Source organism: Nocardioides jejuensis (genome assembly GCF_004337475.1).
In the GTDB taxonomy this organism is placed as follows: domain Bacteria; phylum Actinomycetota; class Actinomycetes; order Propionibacteriales; family Nocardioidaceae; genus Nocardioides; species Nocardioides jejuensis.
This window is the reverse complement of record NZ_SJZJ01000040.1, coordinates 1-15,070: the sequence shown is the minus strand read 5'-3', so window position 1 is coordinate 15,070 and position 15,070 is coordinate 1. Positions and strand designations below refer to the sequence as shown.

The 15,070-nt window shown below is 70.9% G+C and carries 17 protein-coding genes; 13 read left to right on the top strand and 4 right to left on the bottom strand.

What is annotated here, in order from left to right; translation table 11 throughout:
- Nucleotides 1-84 precede the first annotated feature (84 nt).
- Complete coding sequence (gene rplQ / locus EPD65_RS16620) at nucleotides 85-747, top strand: 50S ribosomal protein L17, sunset domain variant (RefSeq protein ID WP_131585860.1); 663 nt, start codon at nucleotides 85-87, stop codon at nucleotides 745-747.
- 87 nt (nucleotides 748-834) lie between these two features.
- On the opposite strand, the gene EPD65_RS15805 is transcribed toward rplQ, so the two are convergent.
- Nucleotides 835-1,752: a hypothetical protein gene (locus tag EPD65_RS15805; RefSeq protein WP_131585854.1), complete on the bottom strand. Its 918-nt coding sequence runs from the start codon at nucleotides 1,750-1,752 to the stop codon at nucleotides 835-837.
- Nucleotides 1,749-2,510, bottom strand: a complete 762-nt coding sequence (locus EPD65_RS15800; protein WP_131585851.1) for a DUF2786 domain-containing protein — start codon at nucleotides 2,508-2,510, stop codon at nucleotides 1,749-1,751. The genes EPD65_RS15805 and EPD65_RS15800 overlap by 4 nt, the downstream gene beginning before the upstream one ends.
- Nucleotides 2,511-2,640: 130 nt before the next feature.
- On the opposite strand from EPD65_RS15800, the gene truA reads away from it, so the two are divergent.
- The 3 genes from truA to EPD65_RS15785 all read left to right on the top strand — a co-directional run bounded on the left by truA (nucleotide 2,641) and on the right by EPD65_RS15785 (nucleotide 4,692).
- Nucleotides 2,641-3,480 carry a tRNA pseudouridine(38-40) synthase TruA gene (gene truA, locus EPD65_RS15795; protein ID WP_131585857.1) on the top strand — a complete coding sequence of 280 codons (840 nt, stop codon included), beginning with the start codon at nucleotides 2,641-2,643 and terminating at the stop codon, nucleotides 3,478-3,480.
- On the top strand, nucleotides 3,473-4,081 hold the full coding sequence (locus EPD65_RS15790; RefSeq protein WP_131585848.1) for a class I SAM-dependent methyltransferase: 609 nt from the start codon (nucleotides 3,473-3,475) through the stop codon (nucleotides 4,079-4,081). The genes truA and EPD65_RS15790 overlap by 8 nt, the downstream gene beginning before the upstream one ends.
- 68 nt (nucleotides 4,082-4,149) lie before the next feature.
- On the top strand, nucleotides 4,150-4,692 hold the full coding sequence (locus EPD65_RS15785; RefSeq protein WP_131585845.1) for a hypothetical protein: 543 nt from the start codon (nucleotides 4,150-4,152) through the stop codon (nucleotides 4,690-4,692).
- Between the two features lie 147 nt (nucleotides 4,693-4,839).
- On the opposite strand, the gene EPD65_RS15780 is transcribed toward EPD65_RS15785, so the two are convergent.
- A complete protein-coding gene (locus EPD65_RS15780) occupies nucleotides 4,840-6,132 on the bottom strand; it encodes a citrate synthase (RefSeq protein ID WP_131585842.1) in 1,293 nt (430 codons plus the stop codon).
- A gap of 318 nt (nucleotides 6,133-6,450) precedes the next feature.
- On the opposite strand from EPD65_RS15780, the gene rplM reads away from it, so the two are divergent.
- The 5 genes from rplM to EPD65_RS15755 are packed head-to-tail and all read left to right on the top strand — an operon-like array spanning nucleotide 6,451 to nucleotide 10,610.
- On the top strand, nucleotides 6,451-6,894 hold the full coding sequence (rplM, locus tag EPD65_RS15775; RefSeq protein ID WP_131585839.1) for a 50S ribosomal protein L13: 444 nt from the start codon (nucleotides 6,451-6,453) through the stop codon (nucleotides 6,892-6,894).
- A gap of 17 nt (nucleotides 6,895-6,911) precedes the next feature.
- Nucleotides 6,912-7,412: a 30S ribosomal protein S9 gene (gene rpsI, locus EPD65_RS15770; protein ID WP_131585836.1), complete on the top strand. Its 501-nt coding sequence runs from the start codon at nucleotides 6,912-6,914 to the stop codon at nucleotides 7,410-7,412.
- A 17-nt stretch (nucleotides 7,413-7,429) separates the two neighbouring features.
- On the top strand, nucleotides 7,430-8,773 hold the full coding sequence (gene glmM / locus EPD65_RS15765) for a phosphoglucosamine mutase (RefSeq protein WP_131585834.1): 1,344 nt from the start codon (nucleotides 7,430-7,432) through the stop codon (nucleotides 8,771-8,773).
- A gap of 49 nt (nucleotides 8,774-8,822) precedes the next feature.
- Nucleotides 8,823-9,851 carry a GNAT family N-acetyltransferase gene (locus tag EPD65_RS15760; protein WP_131585831.1) on the top strand — a complete coding sequence of 343 codons (1,029 nt, stop codon included), beginning with the start codon at nucleotides 8,823-8,825 and terminating at the stop codon, nucleotides 9,849-9,851.
- A gap of 15 nt (nucleotides 9,852-9,866) precedes the next feature.
- Nucleotides 9,867-10,610 carry a DUF8017 domain-containing protein gene (locus tag EPD65_RS15755; RefSeq protein WP_131585828.1) on the top strand — a complete coding sequence of 248 codons (744 nt, stop codon included), beginning with the start codon at nucleotides 9,867-9,869 and terminating at the stop codon, nucleotides 10,608-10,610.
- 3 nt (nucleotides 10,611-10,613) lie between these two features.
- Here EPD65_RS15755 and coaA read toward each other — a convergent pair whose 3' ends face one another.
- Nucleotides 10,614-11,588: a type I pantothenate kinase gene (gene coaA, locus EPD65_RS15750; protein WP_131585826.1), complete on the bottom strand. Its 975-nt coding sequence runs from the start codon at nucleotides 11,586-11,588 to the stop codon at nucleotides 10,614-10,616.
- Between the two features lie 65 nt (nucleotides 11,589-11,653).
- On the opposite strand from coaA, the gene glmS reads away from it, so the two are divergent.
- The 4 genes from glmS to EPD65_RS15730 form a co-directional block, all read left to right on the top strand.
- Nucleotides 11,654-13,498, top strand: a complete 1,845-nt coding sequence (gene glmS, locus EPD65_RS15745) for a glutamine--fructose-6-phosphate transaminase (isomerizing) (protein WP_131585824.1) — start codon at nucleotides 11,654-11,656, stop codon at nucleotides 13,496-13,498.
- 12 nt (nucleotides 13,499-13,510) lie between these two features.
- A complete protein-coding gene (locus tag EPD65_RS15740) occupies nucleotides 13,511-13,861 on the top strand; it encodes a holo-ACP synthase (protein ID WP_131585822.1) in 351 nt (116 codons plus the stop codon).
- Between the two features lie 282 nt (nucleotides 13,862-14,143).
- Complete coding sequence (locus tag EPD65_RS16695; RefSeq protein WP_131585820.1) at nucleotides 14,144-14,716, top strand: C40 family peptidase; 573 nt, start codon at nucleotides 14,144-14,146, stop codon at nucleotides 14,714-14,716.
- A gap of 38 nt (nucleotides 14,717-14,754) precedes the next feature.
- Nucleotides 14,755-15,070: NAD(P)H-hydrate epimerase (locus EPD65_RS15730; RefSeq protein ID WP_279387581.1), on the top strand; the 316-nt coding region annotated here is incomplete at its 3' end.

The following is a 15,070-nucleotide window of genomic DNA, read 5'->3' as shown; positions in this document are numbered from 1 at the left end:
GCCCCGACCACCACCAAATCGCCGGCGACTGACGCCGGCGTCTACCCGGGTACCTGACACGGCCCGAGAGAAAGTGAGATGGCAATGCCCGCTCCGAAGAAGGGTGCCCGCCTCGGCGGCTCGCCCGCTCACCAGCGCCTGATCCTGTCGAACCTGGCCACGGCCCTGTTCGAGCACGGTCGGATCACCACCACCGAGGCGAAGGCGCGCACGCTGCGTCCGCACGCGGAGAAGCTGATCACCAAGGCCAAGAAGGGTGACCTGCACAACCGTCGCGAGGTCCTCAAGACCATCCGCGACAAGGGTGTCGTGCACATCCTCTTCACCGAGATCGCCCCGCTCATGGCGGAGCGTCCCGGTGGTTACACCCGCATCACCAAGATCGGTCCGCGCAAGGGCGACAACGCCCCCATGGCGATCATCGAGCTGGTGACCGAGCAGTTCGCCCCGCAGGCGCCGAAGGCCGCTCCGGCTGCCCCGGTCGTCGAGGAGGCTCCGGCCGAGGTCGTCGAGGAGGCCGCTGAGGCCGAGGTCGCGACGCTCGCCGACGCCGAGCTGCCGGCCGGTGCCGCGCTTCCGCTCGAGGACGGCTCCGCTCCCGAGGGCTTCACGATCAAGGGCAACCGCGACTCGATGAAGTTCCACCAGGAGGGTGGCCAGTGGTACGACGCCACCGTCGCCGAGATCTGGTTCGACACCGCCGAGAACGCCGAGGCCGCTGGCTTCGTCGAGGCTGGCAAGAAGTGATCTAGCCGTCAGGCTTCGGGAGGGCCCGTCATCCGTGAGGATGGCGGGCCTTTCTGCTTCTCCGGGGGTCCGTGGTCGCGGAGGCGCTCAGGCGCCGGCGTCGGGCACGAGCCGGATGCCGCGGGCGAGCCAGGCCGTCGGGGTGCGCACCAGGTCGAGGTCGAGGCGGAGGATCCTGTGCTCGGGGCTCTGGCCGGGGATGCGCAGCACGGTGGTCACGACGGCCACCACGCGTGCGTGCGCGCCCTTGAGCGAGGACAGGCCTGCGGAGACCACGACGCCGTCCTGGACGGCGCGCGACGCGACGACGCGCTCCACGAGCTCGGGGGAGGCCCGCTCGTAGTCGCGGTGGAAGGCGCCGGACGTCAACGACAGCAGGCGCGCGATGTCTGCGTGGGGATGGGCGCTGTTGATGTCGGCGTACGCGTCGGCGACGGCGGTCGCGGCTGCGAGCACGGTGGCCGGGACCGGTCGCTGCTCGGTGACCTGGCGGCGGGGCGGGGTGAGGCCCAGGCCGGCCAGGAGCCAGCCGCTGCGGCCGTGGCGCAGCGTAGCGACGGCATAGCCGCCCGAGGTCTGCGCCCCTTCGCTGCTGTGGACGCTCCGGTCGATCAGCAGCAGGACCTGCGCGGCGCGGCTGGTCGCGCCCGTGACACCGGCGTCGACGACCCGGGCGGTGGCACGTGCATGGCGCTCGTCGCTGTGGGGCCGCAGCCGCTCCGCGATGCGCTCCCACGACGCCGCGAAGGTGCGGGTCATGAGGGCCTCGGCGGCCGCCGTGTCGGCGGCGTACGTCGCGTGGTCGTAGCTCAGCGCGGCCTCGACGGCTGTGGTGGCCCGGGTGACCAGCTCGGACTCGATGCCCGGCCCCGCCGCGGACGCACTGTTGCTACCGGCCGCCGGGTACGCCGTGGGGCGCCTGCCGAGGGCAGAGTCGGAGCCGGAGCCGCACGCCGCTGTGGTGAGCAGGCCGGCCGCAAGCGCAAGGGCCCCGAGACGAGTCACGTGCGCAGTATGCCGCGCGCGGCACGCGCGAGCCGAGAGCGTTCACCGAGATCGGCGCGCTGGCCGGCGTCCCATCCGTGGCGACCGCCGCTGCCCGACAGCACCCGCGGGCGCGCCGTGCGGAGGTGCGGGTAGGCGTCGTGCATGGCCGACTCAACGAGCTCGGAGCGGCTGGCGAGGACCAGGGCAGCCGTGCTGCCGGCGGCAGCGAACCGCGGGGCGGCCTCCGCAGCGGCCCGCCTCTCGGCATCGGCCAGACGCTGCTGGATCGCCATCGCAAAGCCTGCCAGCCAGGAACGGCGGAACGCAGCCGCGTGCTGGTCGCGGGGGACCGGTGTGCGGGTCAGGTCGCGGGTCGCCTGGAGCAGCAGCGAGGTGAAGAGGACCTCGACGCGGTCGAGGTCGCTCGCGTGGCCGAACAGGTGAAGCGTGATCTCCTTGCCGCTGGCCCGGCGGTCGATGCGTCGCACCGCGCGACAGCGCAGCTCGTGCGCGATCACCGAGAGCAGGTCGCCCTTGTCTGCGGCGTACGGCGCGTCCAGCGGAACGACGCGGTCGCCCATCGGGTCCGCGCCGGGATCGGCCTCTGCGAGCAATGCCTGATCGATGCCGTACGCCGCGGCGAGAGCCGCTGCCTTGGCGGTGTAGGACTCCGCCTCCTCGGGCGTCGTGGCGGGGTCGGCTGCCTTCGCCAGGAGCTTGCGCACCTTGGCGAGCATCGGGTCGACGTCGGTCCTGCCCTGGGCTGTGCTGGTCATCGGGTCCATCCTCCCTGCCGGGCCTCGCTGACCCGGCACTGCCACGCTGGCACCGGCCACCGACAAGCGGGCCCGGTCCGGCTCGCTCCCTCCACAGGCCGGATGGGAGGATGCGCGCGTGCGGATTCGGATGGACCTCGCCTACGACGGGGGCGGCTTCAAGGGCTGGGCGCGCCAGCCTGCCCTGCGCACCGTGCAGGGCGACCTCGAAGCGGCCCTGGCGACCGCGCTCCGGCTCCCCGAGGTCCAGGTCGTGTGCGCCGGGCGCACCGACACGGGCGTGCACGCGCGCGGCCAGGTGGTCCACGTCGACGTCGACGCCGAGGTGCTGGAGGCCACCGCGGGGCGCGCCGCTCCGACGCCCCTCGCCTCGCTGCATCGTCGGCTCAACGGCATCCTGGCGACCGACGTACGGATCCATGGGGTGAGCGAGGCTCCGGAGGGCTTCGACGCGCGGTTCTCGGCCGTGTGGCGGCGCTACGCGTACCGGGTGGCCGACACCCCGGACCTGCACGACCCGCTGATGCGCAACCACGTGCTCGCCTGGCGCGCACCGCTCGACCTCGACGCGATGAACGAGGCGAGCCGGATGCTGATCGGCCTGAAGGACTTCGCGGCGTTCTGCAAGAAGCGCGAGGGCGCGACGACGATCCGGACGCTGCTCGACTTCCACTGGTACCGCGACGCGGACGAGCGTGCGGTCGCGACCGTGCGCGCCGACGCGTTCTGCCACTCGATGGTGCGGGCCCTCGTCGGCTGCATGCTGGCTGTCGGCGACGGGCGCAAGTCGCCGCAGTGGGCACACGACGTACTCGTCAACGGCAAGCGCGACGCGGCGGTCGCGGTGGTTGCGCCGCACGGTCTGACCCTGGAGGAGGTCGGCTACCCGCCGGCCGGCCAGCTCGCGCTGCAGGCCGAGAAGGCCCGCGCCCGCCGCGAGCACACCGAGGAGGAGCTGCACCATGGCTGAGCAGGACGAGCACTACTTCACCGCCGACCCGTCGGTGCCGTTCGAGCGCCAGCGGGTCGAGTTCGAGGCCTGGGACCAGGAGCTCGTGATGGAGAGCGGCAGCGGCGTCTTCGCCAAGGGCCGCCTCGACATCGGCACCTCGGTGCTCTTCAAGGAGACCGAGCCGCCGGTCCAGGGTCGCTTCCTCGACCTCGGCTGCGGCTACGGTGCGATCGGCCTGACCATCGCGAAGCAGGTCCCGCTCGCCTCCGTCATCGGCATCGACGTCAACGAGCGCGCCGTGCGGCTGATGAACGACAACGCCCGCGCCCTCGGCGTCGACTCCCGCGTCGTGGCCTGTACGCCGGACCAGGTGCCGACCGACTACACGTTCGACGAGATCTGGTCGAACCCGCCGATCCGCATCGGCAAGGAGGCCCTGCACGAGCTGCTGCTCACCTGGCTGCCGCGCCTGCTCCCCGGTGGCCGCGCGGTCATGGTCGTCGGCAAGAACCTCGGCGGGGACTCGCTGCAGCGGTGGCTGACCGAGCGGGGCTACCCGACCGAGCGCATCGGCAGCGCCAAGGGGTTCCGCGTGCTGGAGTCGATCCGGCCCGCCTGAGCGGTGCCCTGGTGTCCACGCCGTCGGCCGTGCGGGTTCCTCTCAGGCTCGGCTGGCACGATGCGCGCATGCTCCGTCGTACCGCCCCCGCGCTGATCCTCGCCCTGTCCTCCCTCGCGACGCTCGGCGCGTGCGGGGGAGGCCCGTCGAAGGGAGACCGGCCGGCCCGCGCCACACCGCTCTCCGGGCGCCAGGAGACCGCCGACCACAAGGCCAGCTTCGTCCTGCCGACGGGCTGGGTGAAGAGCCAGTGGGACCTGGACGGCCCCGTGAAGTTCGCCGCCGTCGATGCTCTCGACGACACGCGGCAGATCTTCGTCAGCGAGGCCAAGGACCGCAGCGATGCCGAGGCCGCAGCGCTGTACGCCGCCGAGGTGCTGGGCAAGCAGGGAGCGACGTGTCGGCGCGACCGCACGGACACGACGTTCGGGGGCACGCATCGCGTCGTTGACTGCGCCTGGCGCAAGCCCACGCCGTACCGGAAGGTGATGATCGCGCTCGGCGACGAGCACCGCGGAGCGATGGTCCTGGTCGCCGGTGCAGCGAAGAAGCGCAGCGACCTCGCCGACCTGGTCACGCCGCTGCTGGCGTCCTGGGAGTGGAAGAGCTGACCGAAACCCGGGTCTGAAGACGCCAAAACCCGGGTCAGCAGTCGCTGCGCTCCTGCCTTCCTCCCTCGCTCGGGCCCCGACGAGCAAGCTCGCGGGGCCCTCGCTCAGTCGTCAGACGGCGGACCAAAACCCGGGTTTCGACGATGCTCAGTCGGCCCAGCGCTCCTCGCGCGGGACGAACGTCAGCGTGCGGTCGCCCGTGTAGATCTGCTTCGGGCGGGCGATCTTCTGCTCCTTGTCCTGGATCAGCTCGTTCCACTGGGCCAGCCAGCCCGGGGCGCGACCGATCGCGAAGAGGACCGTGAACATCTCCGGCGGGAACTGCAGCGCCTCGTAGATGAGGCCCGAGTAGAAGTCCACGTTGGGGTAGAGCTTGCGCTTGACGAAGTACTCGTCCTCGAGGGCGATGCGCTCGAGCTCCTGCGCCACCTGGAGGAGCGGGTTGACACCCGTGACCTCGAAGACGTCGTCGCAGGCCTTCTTGATGATCTTCGCGCGCGGGTCGAAGTTCTTGTAGACGCGGTGACCGAAGCCCATGAGGCGCTCGTTGCCGGCCTTGACGCCCTCGATGAACGCCGGGATGTTGTCGACCGTGCCGATGCGCTTGAGCATCTTGAGGACGGCCTCGTTGGCGCCACCGTGGAGCGGGCCGTAGAGGGCGCCGACGCCGGCCGCGACCGCGGAGTACGGGTCGACCTGCGAGGAGCCGACGGAGCGGACCGCGTTGGTCGAGCAGTTCTGCTCGTGGTCGGCGTGGAGGATCAGCAGGACGTCGAGCGCGCGGACCAGGCGCGGGTCGGCCTTGAACTTCAGCTCGCTCATCTTGAAGAGCATCGCCAGGAAGTTCTCGGTGTAGGAGAGCTCGTTGTCCGGGTACACGTAGGGCTTGCCCTGCGCGTGGCGGAAGGCCCAGGCGCCCAGCGTCGGCATCTTCGCGATCATGCGGACGATCTGCATGTGGCGGTTGTCGGCGTCGTGGATGTTGCGGGCGTCCGGGTAGAACGTCGACAGCGCGCCGACCGAGGCCATCAGCATGCCCATCGGGTGGGCGTCGTAGCGGAAGCCCTGCATGAAGCCCTTGACGTTCTCGTGCACGAACGTGTGGTACGTGATCTCGTGCACCCAGGCGTCGTACTGCTCCTTGGTGGGGAGCTCGCCGTAGACGACGAGGTACGCGACCTCGAGGAACGTCGACTGCTCAGCGAGCTGCTCGATCGGGTACCCGCGGTACTCGAGGATGCCCTTGTCGCCGTCGATGTACGTGATGGAGCTCTTGCAGGAGGCCGTGTTGGTGAAGCCCGGGTCATAGGTGCACAGCCCCGGGTCCTCGTCGGAGGTCTTGATCTTGCCGAGGTCTGCGGCCTTGATCGCTCCGTCAACAATGGACACCTCGTATTCGGTGCCCGTGCGGTTGTCCCTGATGGTCAATGAATCAGTCACGACGCCCAATCTAGGTGCACAGCCCGAAAGGGAACCAGATCCTGTCCGGACCACGGGAACGCTCACCACCTCACGGCGCTGCGAGCCCCTGTTGAACGGAGAGGTCCGGACGCCGTTTTGACCCCCCGACACGCCGACTCGTATCCTTGCAAGTCGCGCCTCCTGCCGCGTTCAGGCTCCGTCACGGAGTCGGATGCAGATCCGGATGCTCCACCAGTTGGTGAAGATGCCGGGCAGTGTTCGTCAGAAGGCGCCGCACCACCCCCGGCGCACATCCCCGTGCATCGGGACCAACGAACGAGAAAGCTGTGAACTGCCTTGCGCACCTACAGCCCCAAGCCCGCTGACATCCAGCGTGAATGGCTCATCATCGACGCCGAGGATGTCGTCCTCGGCCGTCTCGCTGTCACCGCCGCGAACCTCATCCGCGGCAAGCACAAGCCGACCTTCGCCCCGCACGTCGCGGGCGGCGACTTCGTCGTCATCATCAACGCCGAGAAGGTTGCCCTCTCCGGCAACAAGGCGAAGACCAAGATGTCCTACCGCCACTCGGGTTACCCGGGCGGTCTGACGGCCACCCCGATCGGCGAGGGCCTCGAGAAGGACGCTCGCAAGGTCATCGAGAAGGCTGTCTGGGGCATGCTCCCCAAGAACCGCCTCGGTCGCCAGATGCTGAAGCAGCTCAAGGTCTACTCGGGCCCGACGCACCCGCACGCGGCCCAGCAGGCCAAGCCGTTCGAGATCACCCAGATCTCCCAGTGACTTCAGAGGACCAGGACATGACTGAGAACATCGCTGAGGTCGAGGAGACCTTCGAGAGCGACGCCGAGGGCGTTGCCTACACCTCCGAGTCGGCCCCCGCCGCCGACGCGCCGCTCAAGCCGGCCACGATCGCCCCGGCTGCGGCCACCGGTCGCCGCAAGGAGGCCGTCGCCCGCGTCCGCATCGTTCCGGGCACCGGCGTCTGGACGATCAACGGTCGTGAGCTCAACGACTACTTCCCGAACGCTCTCCACCGCCAGATCGCGAACGAGCCGTTCGCCGCTCTGGAGCTCGAGGGTCGCTTCGACGTCATCGCGCGCATCCACGGTGGCGGCATCGCCGGTCAGGCCGGCGCCCTGCGTCTCGGCGTGGCCCGCTCGCTCAACGCTGTCGACGTCGACGCCAACCGCCCGACGCTGAAGAAGGCCGGTCTGCTCACCCGCGACGCGCGCGTCGTCGAGCGCAAGAAGGCCGGTCTCAAGAAGGCCCGCAAGGCGTCGCAGTTCAGCAAGCGCTGATCTGGCAGCCTGCCTTCATGGCAAATCTGTTTGGCACGGACGGGGTCCGGGGTCTGGCGAACGGTGTTCTCACCGCAGAGCTGGCCCTGGACCTCTCCGTCGCCGCAGCACATGTCCTGGCCGACCGCGGCGAGTTCAGTGGGCACCGCCCGCTGGCAGTGGTCGGCCGGGACACGCGCATTTCGGGGCAGTTCCTCGAGGCCGCGGTCGTCGCGGGCCTCGCGTCGGCCGGCGTCGACGTGCTGCTCCTGGGCGTCCTGCCCACCCCCGGCGTCGCGTACCTCACCGGCTCGCTCGGCGCGGACCTGGGCGTCATGCTCTCCGCGTCCCACAACGCCATGCCGGACAACGGCATCAAGTTCCTCGCCCGCGGCGGCGTGAAGCTCGACGACGCCATCGAGGACGCGATCGAGCAGCGCATGGGCGAGGCGTGGGAGCGTCCCACCGGCGGTGCGGTCGGTCGCGTCTCGACGTACGACGCGGCGATCGACGACTACGTCGGCCACCTGCTCGGCACCACCACGAAGCCGCTCGCCGGCCTGCGCGTCGTCCTCGACTGCGCGGAGGGCGCCGCGTCGGAAGCCGGCCCGCGCGCCCTGGAGGCCGCCGGCGCCGAGGTGACCGCGATCCACGCGCAGCCCGACGGCCTCAACATCAACGACGGCTGCGGCTCGACCCATCTCGACAACCTGCGCGCTGCGGTCGTCAAGGACGGGGCCGACATCGGCTTCGCGCTGGACGGCGACGCGGACCGCTGCCTGGCTGTCGACGCGGCCGGCAACGTCGTCGACGGCGACCAGATCCTCTGCATCCTCGCTGCCTCGCTCAAGGAGCAGGGCAAGCTGGCTGACGACACGGTCGTCGCGACCGTCATGAGCAACCTCGGCTTCAACCGCGCGATGAGCGCTGCCGGCATCACGGTCGTGTCGACCAAGGTCGGCGACCGCTACGTCCTCGAGGCGATGAAGGCCAACGGCTTCTCCCTCGGCGGCGAGCAGTCGGGCCACGTCATCATGAGCGACCACGCCACGACCGGCGACGGCATCCTGACCGCGTTGCACCTGCTCGAGCGGATGGCGATGACCGGGGCGACCATCGCCGAGCTCGCGGCAGCGATGACCCGCCTCCCTCAGGTCCTGGTCAACGTCAAGGGTGTCGACAAGGACCGCTCGGCCACCGACGAGGTGCTGCTCGCGGCCGTCGCGGAGGCCGAAGCGCGTCTCGGCGACGAAGGCCGCGTGCTGCTCCGCGCATCAGGCACCGAGCCGCTCGTGCGGGTCATGGTCGAGGCGACCTCGGAGACCGAGGCGCAGGCCGTCGCGGACAAGCTCGCGGACGTCGTCCGCGAGCGCCTCGGCTGAGACGTAATTCGCTCGCGCGCCGTGGCGTGCGCGGCCTACCGTCGAGGGCGTGAACGACCTCCGCATCGTCGCGCTCGATCCCGCATCGCCGACCTTCGCCACCGACATCCAGCGGTGGCACGCCGTCCACCTCGCCTCCGTCACGCACGGACGTGCCGACGCCGCGCCGTGGCGTCTGGCCGAGGTCCACGACATGGTGGCGACGCCGGTGCCCTACCGCTGGTGTGGCGCCTGGCTCGCCCTGCGCGACGGTGCCGTCGTCGGAGCGGCGCTGCTGGAGACGCCCTTCGTGACGAACCTCGAGCTCGCCAACGTGTTCGTCGACGTCGTGCCGTCGGCTCGTGGCGCTGGAGTCGGCGGCGCGCTGCTGCAGGTGCTCGAGGACGCGGCCCGCTCGCGCGGGCGGAGCATCGCGATGTCCGAGGTCGAGTTCGGCCTGGAGCTGCCCGAGGACGGCGCGGGCTCGCCGGACGTGCGCTTCGCGCAGGCCCACGGCTACGACGTGGCGCTCGGCGACCTCCAGCGCCGGCTGGCGTTGCCCGTCGACCCTGCCCTGCTCGACCGCCTCGCGGCCGAGGCGGCGCCGCACCACGCGGCGTACCGGATCGAGGTGGTGCGCGGCACGCTCCCCGACGCGTACGCCGCGGGCTACGCCGCGCTCGCCTCGAGGCTCGCGGTGGAGGCTCCGGCCGGTGACCTGCTCCTCGAGGCCGAGGACCCCTCGGTGCGGGGGTGGCGTGAGCGCGAGGCGACGTACGCGCGTCAGGGGCTGACGCTGTGGCACGCGCTGGCGCTGACGGCAGGGGGCGAGGTGGTGGCGCACTCCACGATCTCGGTGTCCGTCCACGACACGACGCTCTGCCACCAGTGGGGCACTCTCGTGCGCGCGGACCATCGCGGGCACCGGCTCGGTCTTGCGGTGAAGGTCGCCAACCATCGCGCGCTGCAGGCGGACGGCGAACCTGCAGCCGAGATCACGACGTGGAACGCGACCGTCAACGACCACATGGTCGCGATCAACGACCAGCTCGGTTTCCACAAGGTCGGGCGCACCGTCGAGGTGCAGAAGCGTCTGTGAGGCGAAGATGGGCGCGTGAGTCTTCGACGTGGTGCGCTCGTGGTGGCCGTCGCCGCCGTCCTGGTCATCGGTGCGCTCGGGATCGGGGCCGCCCTCGTGAGCAAGCACAGCCGCGAGCCCGCGACGGCGGGTGCTGCTCCCAGCGTGCCGCCGGTGGCGTCGCCCGCTGTGTCGCCGACGAGCTCGCCGACGGGCCTGCCGTCGCTTGCGGTGAAGGTGCCGGCGCAGTGGGTGCGCGTGCGCGTCGGTGATGCGTCGTACGCCGTTCCGCGTGCATGGCAGCGCCGTCCCGCGGCCCAGCGCACGGCCTATCGCGAGGACGGCGCGGTGATCGCCTCCGGTCGCGGTCAGGCGCTGTCCTGGCGCAACAGCTGCCGGACCGACTTCGCTCCCGTGCCCGGGGGCTGGGCGGTGCTCGCCGACCCCGTTGTCTCGACCAATCCCGCGGGGGTCGCCGAGGCGACGGCCGTGGCCTGGGCGCGCGGCTACGCAGGGTTGCCCGCCGACGCGCCGCTGACAGCCTCGGCCGCGCAGCCCGTGCGGCTCGCCTCGGGTGGGACGGCGGCAGCGTCGCGCGTCGTCATCGACACCAGCGATTCGGCCAACCCGTGCGCGGGGGAGCGGGCGGAGCTCACGGCGGTCGCCCGACGCGTCGGCGACTCGGTGGTCACGCTCGTCGTGGCTCGCTACCTCGGCGTGCGTGGGGCGCCGGGCGGCGCGGCCTACGCGGCGGTGCTGGGGTCGCTGCGCGCCGGCTGAGGGTCAGATCTTGCGCAGGCGCACGTAGCGGACCGAGTGGTCGGCGTCCTTGCGCAGCACGAGCTTGGCGCGCGAGCGGGTGGGGAGGACGTTCTCCATCAGGTTGGGACCGTTGATCTCGTCCCAGATCCGCTCCGCCTCGGCGAGTGCCTCGGCCTCGTTGAACTTCGAGTAGCGGCGGAAGTACGACCCCGGCTTGCGGAACGACGTCTCGCGCAGCTTGAGGAAGCGCTCGGCATACCAGCGCTTGATGTCGGTGGTGGCGGCGTCGACGTACACCGTGAAGTCGAAGTAGTCGGCGACCGCGAGGCCGACCTTGCCGTCGTCACGGGTGCGCGCCGGCTGGAGGACGTTGAGCCCCTCGACGATCACGATGTCGGGCGACTGCACGACGACCTTCTCATCCGGCACGACGTCGTAGACGAGGTGGGAGTACGTCGGCGCCTCGACCGCTTCGCGTCCCGACTTGATGTCGATGACGAACTTCAAAAGCGCCTTGCGGTCGTAGGACTCGGGGAAGCCCTTGCGGTGCAGGATGCCGCGGCGCTCGAGCTCGGCGTTGGGGAGCAGGAAGCCGTCGGTCGTGACCAGCGCGACCTGCGGGTGCTCCGGCCAGTGCGCCAGCATCTGCTGCAGCACGCGCGCGGTGGTGGACTTGCCGACCGCCACCGAGCCGGCCAGGCCGATGACGAACGGCGTGCGTGGCGGCTGGGGCTGGTTGAGGAACTCCTCCTGCTTGCGGTGCAGGCGACCGGCCGACTCGACGTACATCGAGAGCAGGCGGGAGAGCGGGAGGTAGATCTTCTGGATCTCCTCGAGGTCGAGCTCGTCGCCGAGTCCACGCAGCGCGCGGATCTCCTCGTTGGTGAGCGGGGACTCCATGCCCTCGGCGAGTGCAGCCCATGCGGCGCGGTCCAGCTCGACGTACGGCGACGCCTCGCGCTCGGAGCGCTGCTGCTCGGGGAGGGGCCCAGACATGCGAGCGATTGTTGCAGCACGCGTCAGCGACCGGGGCGCCAGTCCCTCACCGTAGACTTCGCGGCATGTGCGGAATCGTGGGGTACGTCGGCAGCAAGCAGGCGCAGGGCGTCGTCATCGAGGGCCTCCGTCGTCTGGAGTACCGCGGCTACGACTCCGCAGGCGTGGCACTGGTGCACGACGGCGCCATCGCGAGCGACAAGAAGTCCGGCAAGCTCGCCAACCTCGAGAAGGCGATCGCCGAGAGCCCGCTGCCCGCGTCGACCACCGGCATCGGCCACACGCGCTGGGCGACCCACGGCGCGCCGACCGACCGCAACGCCCACCCGCACCTGGGCCGCGAGAAGCGTCTCGCGCTCGTGCACAACGGCATCATCGAGAACTTCGCGGAGATCCGGGCCGAGCTCGAGGCCGAGGGCCACGAGATGCTGTCGGACACCGACACCGAGGTGGCTGCCCATCTGATCGAGCGTGAGCTCGACAAGGGGGTCGACCTCACGACCGCGATGCAGGCCGCGTGCCGCCAGATGGAGGGTGCCTTCACCCTCGTCGCGATCGACGCGCAGGACCCCGACCGGGTCGTCGCAGCCCGTCTCAACAGCCCGCTGGTGGTCGGCCTCGGCGAGGGTGAGAACTTCCTCGGCTCGGACGTGGCGGCGTTCATCGAGCACACCCGTGAGGCCCTGGAGCTCGGCCAGGCGCAGGTCGTGACGCTCACCCGCGACGGTGTCTCGGTGACGACCTTCGACGGCGCTCCGGCCGAGGGCAAGCCCTTCCACGTCGACTGGGATCTCTCCGCAGCGGAGAAGGACGGTCACGACTGGTTCATGCGGAAGGAGATCTTCGAGCAGCCGCGCGCGGTCGCCGACTCGCTCCTGGGCCGCCGCAACGCCGCCGGCCGGCTCCAGCTGGACGAGGTGCGCCTCTCGGACGAGGAGCTGCGCGACATCGACAAGGTCATCGTGATCGCGTGTGGCACGTCGTTCTACGCCGGCATGGTTGCCAAGTACGCCATCGAGCACTGGTGCCGGATCCCCGTCGAGGTCGAGCTCGCCAGCGAGTTCCGCTACCGCGACCCGATCCTGACCCGCGAGACCCTCGTGGTCGCGATCTCCCAGTCCGGTGAGACCGCCGACACGCTCCAGGCGATCCGCCACGCCCGTACGCAGCGGTCCAAGGTGCTCGCGATCTGCAACAGCAACGGCTCGACGATCCCGCGCGAGTCCGACGCGGTCATCTACACGCACGCCGGTCCCGAGATCGGCGTCGCCTCCACCAAGGGCTTCCTGACCCAGCTCGTCGCCTGCTACCTCCTCGGTCTCTACCTCGCGCAGGTCAAGGGCACCCGCTACACCGACGAGATCAACCTGGTGATGGACCAGCTCGAGCAGATGCCGGCCCACATCGAGACCGTGCTCGGTCAGGCCGACCGGGTCTACGCACTCGCGCAGGAGTTCGTCGGCACGCCGTCGGTCCTCTTCCTCGGTCGTCACGCGGGCTACCCGGTCGCCCTCGAGGGTGCGCTGAAGCTCAAGGAGCTCGCCTACATCCACGCCGAGGGCTTCGCGGCCGGCGAGCTCAAGCACGGCCCGATCGCGCTCGTCGACGACGGGCTGCCGATCTGGTGCGTCGTCCCGCCGCGGGGGCGCGACCAGCTCCACGAGAAGATGATCTCCGGCATCCAGGAGGTCCGCGCCCGTGGTGCGCGCACGATCTGCCTCGCCGAAGAGGGCGACACCGCCATCGAGCCGTACGCCGACGAGCTGATCCGCCTCCCGAAGGTGCCGGTCCTGCTGCAGCCGCTCGTGGCCGCAGTGCCGCTCCAGCTCTTCGCCTGCGAGCTCGCGACGTTGATGGGTCACGACGTCGACATGCCGCGCAACCTGGCCAAGTCCGTCACGGTCGAGTGATCTGCGGCTGACGTGATCGTCGGGATCGGCGTCGACGTCGTCGACATCGCGCGCTTCGGTGCTGCGCTGGAGCGCACGCCGTCGCTGCGCTCGCGGCTCTTCACGGATGCCGAGGCCGGATTGCCCCTGGAGTCGCTGGCGGCCCGCTTCGCGGCGAAGGAGGCGATGGCCAAGGCGCTCGGCGCTCCCGCGGGGCTCTCGTGGCACGACTGCGAGGTGGTCCGCGTCGACGGTCGCCGTCCGGCGTTCGCACTGCGAGGGACGGTCGCGGATGCGGCTGCCGCTCTCGGGGTGGCTTCGACGCACCTGTCGCTGGCCCACGACGGCGGTCTGGCGACGGCGTACGTGATCCTCGAGTCGTGAGCGCGTGAGGCGGGCCACGCCCCGACCGTGACCGCGGTCATGGCGCTAACTTTTGCAAGCACCTTCAATGGAGTAGTCCTCCCACCGGAGGGCCGCTCCCGTTGCGCCGAGGCCCGCGCTCGATGGGGATGACCAAGCACACGAAGTAGCGCGGGCACGGAAGACCCAGGTAGTACGCCGGACCGACGTCCGGCTCGGGGCTAAGGACGCACAGCGTCCGGGACACCAGCAGTCCTCGCCCGACAGGTCATCTTTCGCAGGCGTCGCTGCCGGAGTCTCTCCATGTTCACCATGTCGCCCCGCGCCACCGCGCGCCTGCTCGCCGCCCCGCTCGTCCTGACCGTCCTCGTGACCGGACAGGCCGCCGGAGCCGCCCCCGCCAGCCCCGCCCCCGTGCCGCCCGCCTCGGCCTTCGTCCAGGTGGACGAGCAGCAGGTCCTCGACGCCATCGCGCGTCAGCGCACCGCCGCCCGTGAGGCGCGCATCGAGCGCCGCGAGCGCGAGGCCGCAGCGATCGGTCAGCGGATCGTCGCCGCTGCTGCCGCGCAGGCCGGCAAGCCCTACGTCTATGGCGCGACCGGTCCGAGCGCGTTCGACTGCTCCGGCCTCACCGGCTGGGCGTACGCCGCCGTCGGTATCCACCTGCCCCGTACGTCGGGCGCGCAGGCCGCGGTCGTGACCCCGGTCTCCGACCCCATGCCGGGTGACCTCGTCTTCTTCGGTGGCGCGGGCAGCGTCCACCACGTCGGCATCTACGCCGGCAACGGCCAGATCTGGCACGCGCCGCACTCGGGCGACGTCGTCCGGCTCGCGCCGATCTGGACCGACGCGGTCTTCTACGGCCGGGTCCGCTGACGACTCGTGCTGCTGCCCCCGGCCGCTAGGTTGGGGGCATGCGGCACGCCCACACCGTCGCGCAGGTGCGCGCAGCCGAGGAGGCCAGCCCGGACCTCGCCTCGGGTGTGCTGATGCAGCGCGCGTCGCACGGCCTCGCGCAGGTGGTCATCGACCTGCTCGGCGGTGCGTACGGACGCCGCGTGGTGCTGCTCGTCGGCTCGGGTGACAACGGCGGCGACGCCCTGTACGCCGGCGCCGCGCTCGCCCGGCGCGGCGCCCTGGTCGAGGCGTGGCTGCTTGCCGACCGGTGGCACGAGCCCGGGCTCGCTGCCCTGCGTCGCGCCGGCGGTCGGGTGGTCTTGCGGTCTGCTG

Coding starts and splice junctions, on each gene's coding strand:
- EPD65_RS16695 (WP_131585820.1), top strand. CDS start 14,144: ATGTTCACCATGTCGCCCCGCGCCACCGCGCGCCTGCTCGCCGCCCCG.
- EPD65_RS15785 (WP_131585845.1), top strand. CDS start 4,150: ATGCTCCGTCGTACCGCCCCCGCGCTGATCCTCGCCCTGTCCTCCCTC.
- EPD65_RS15800 (WP_131585851.1), bottom strand. CDS start 2,510: ATGACCAGCACAGCCCAGGGCAGGACCGACGTCGACCCGATGCTCGCC.
- glmM (WP_131585834.1), top strand. CDS start 7,430: ATGGCAAATCTGTTTGGCACGGACGGGGTCCGGGGTCTGGCGAACGGT.
- coaA (WP_131585826.1), bottom strand. CDS start 11,588: ATGTCTGGGCCCCTCCCCGAGCAGCAGCGCTCCGAGCGCGAGGCGTCG.
- rplQ (WP_131585860.1), top strand. CDS start 85: ATGCCCGCTCCGAAGAAGGGTGCCCGCCTCGGCGGCTCGCCCGCTCAC.
- rpsI (WP_131585836.1), top strand. CDS start 6,912: ATGACTGAGAACATCGCTGAGGTCGAGGAGACCTTCGAGAGCGACGCC.
- glmS (WP_131585824.1), top strand. CDS start 11,654: ATGTGCGGAATCGTGGGGTACGTCGGCAGCAAGCAGGCGCAGGGCGTC.
- truA (WP_131585857.1), top strand. CDS start 2,641: ATGGACCTCGCCTACGACGGGGGCGGCTTCAAGGGCTGGGCGCGCCAG.
- EPD65_RS15790 (WP_131585848.1), top strand. CDS start 3,473: ATGGCTGAGCAGGACGAGCACTACTTCACCGCCGACCCGTCGGTGCCG.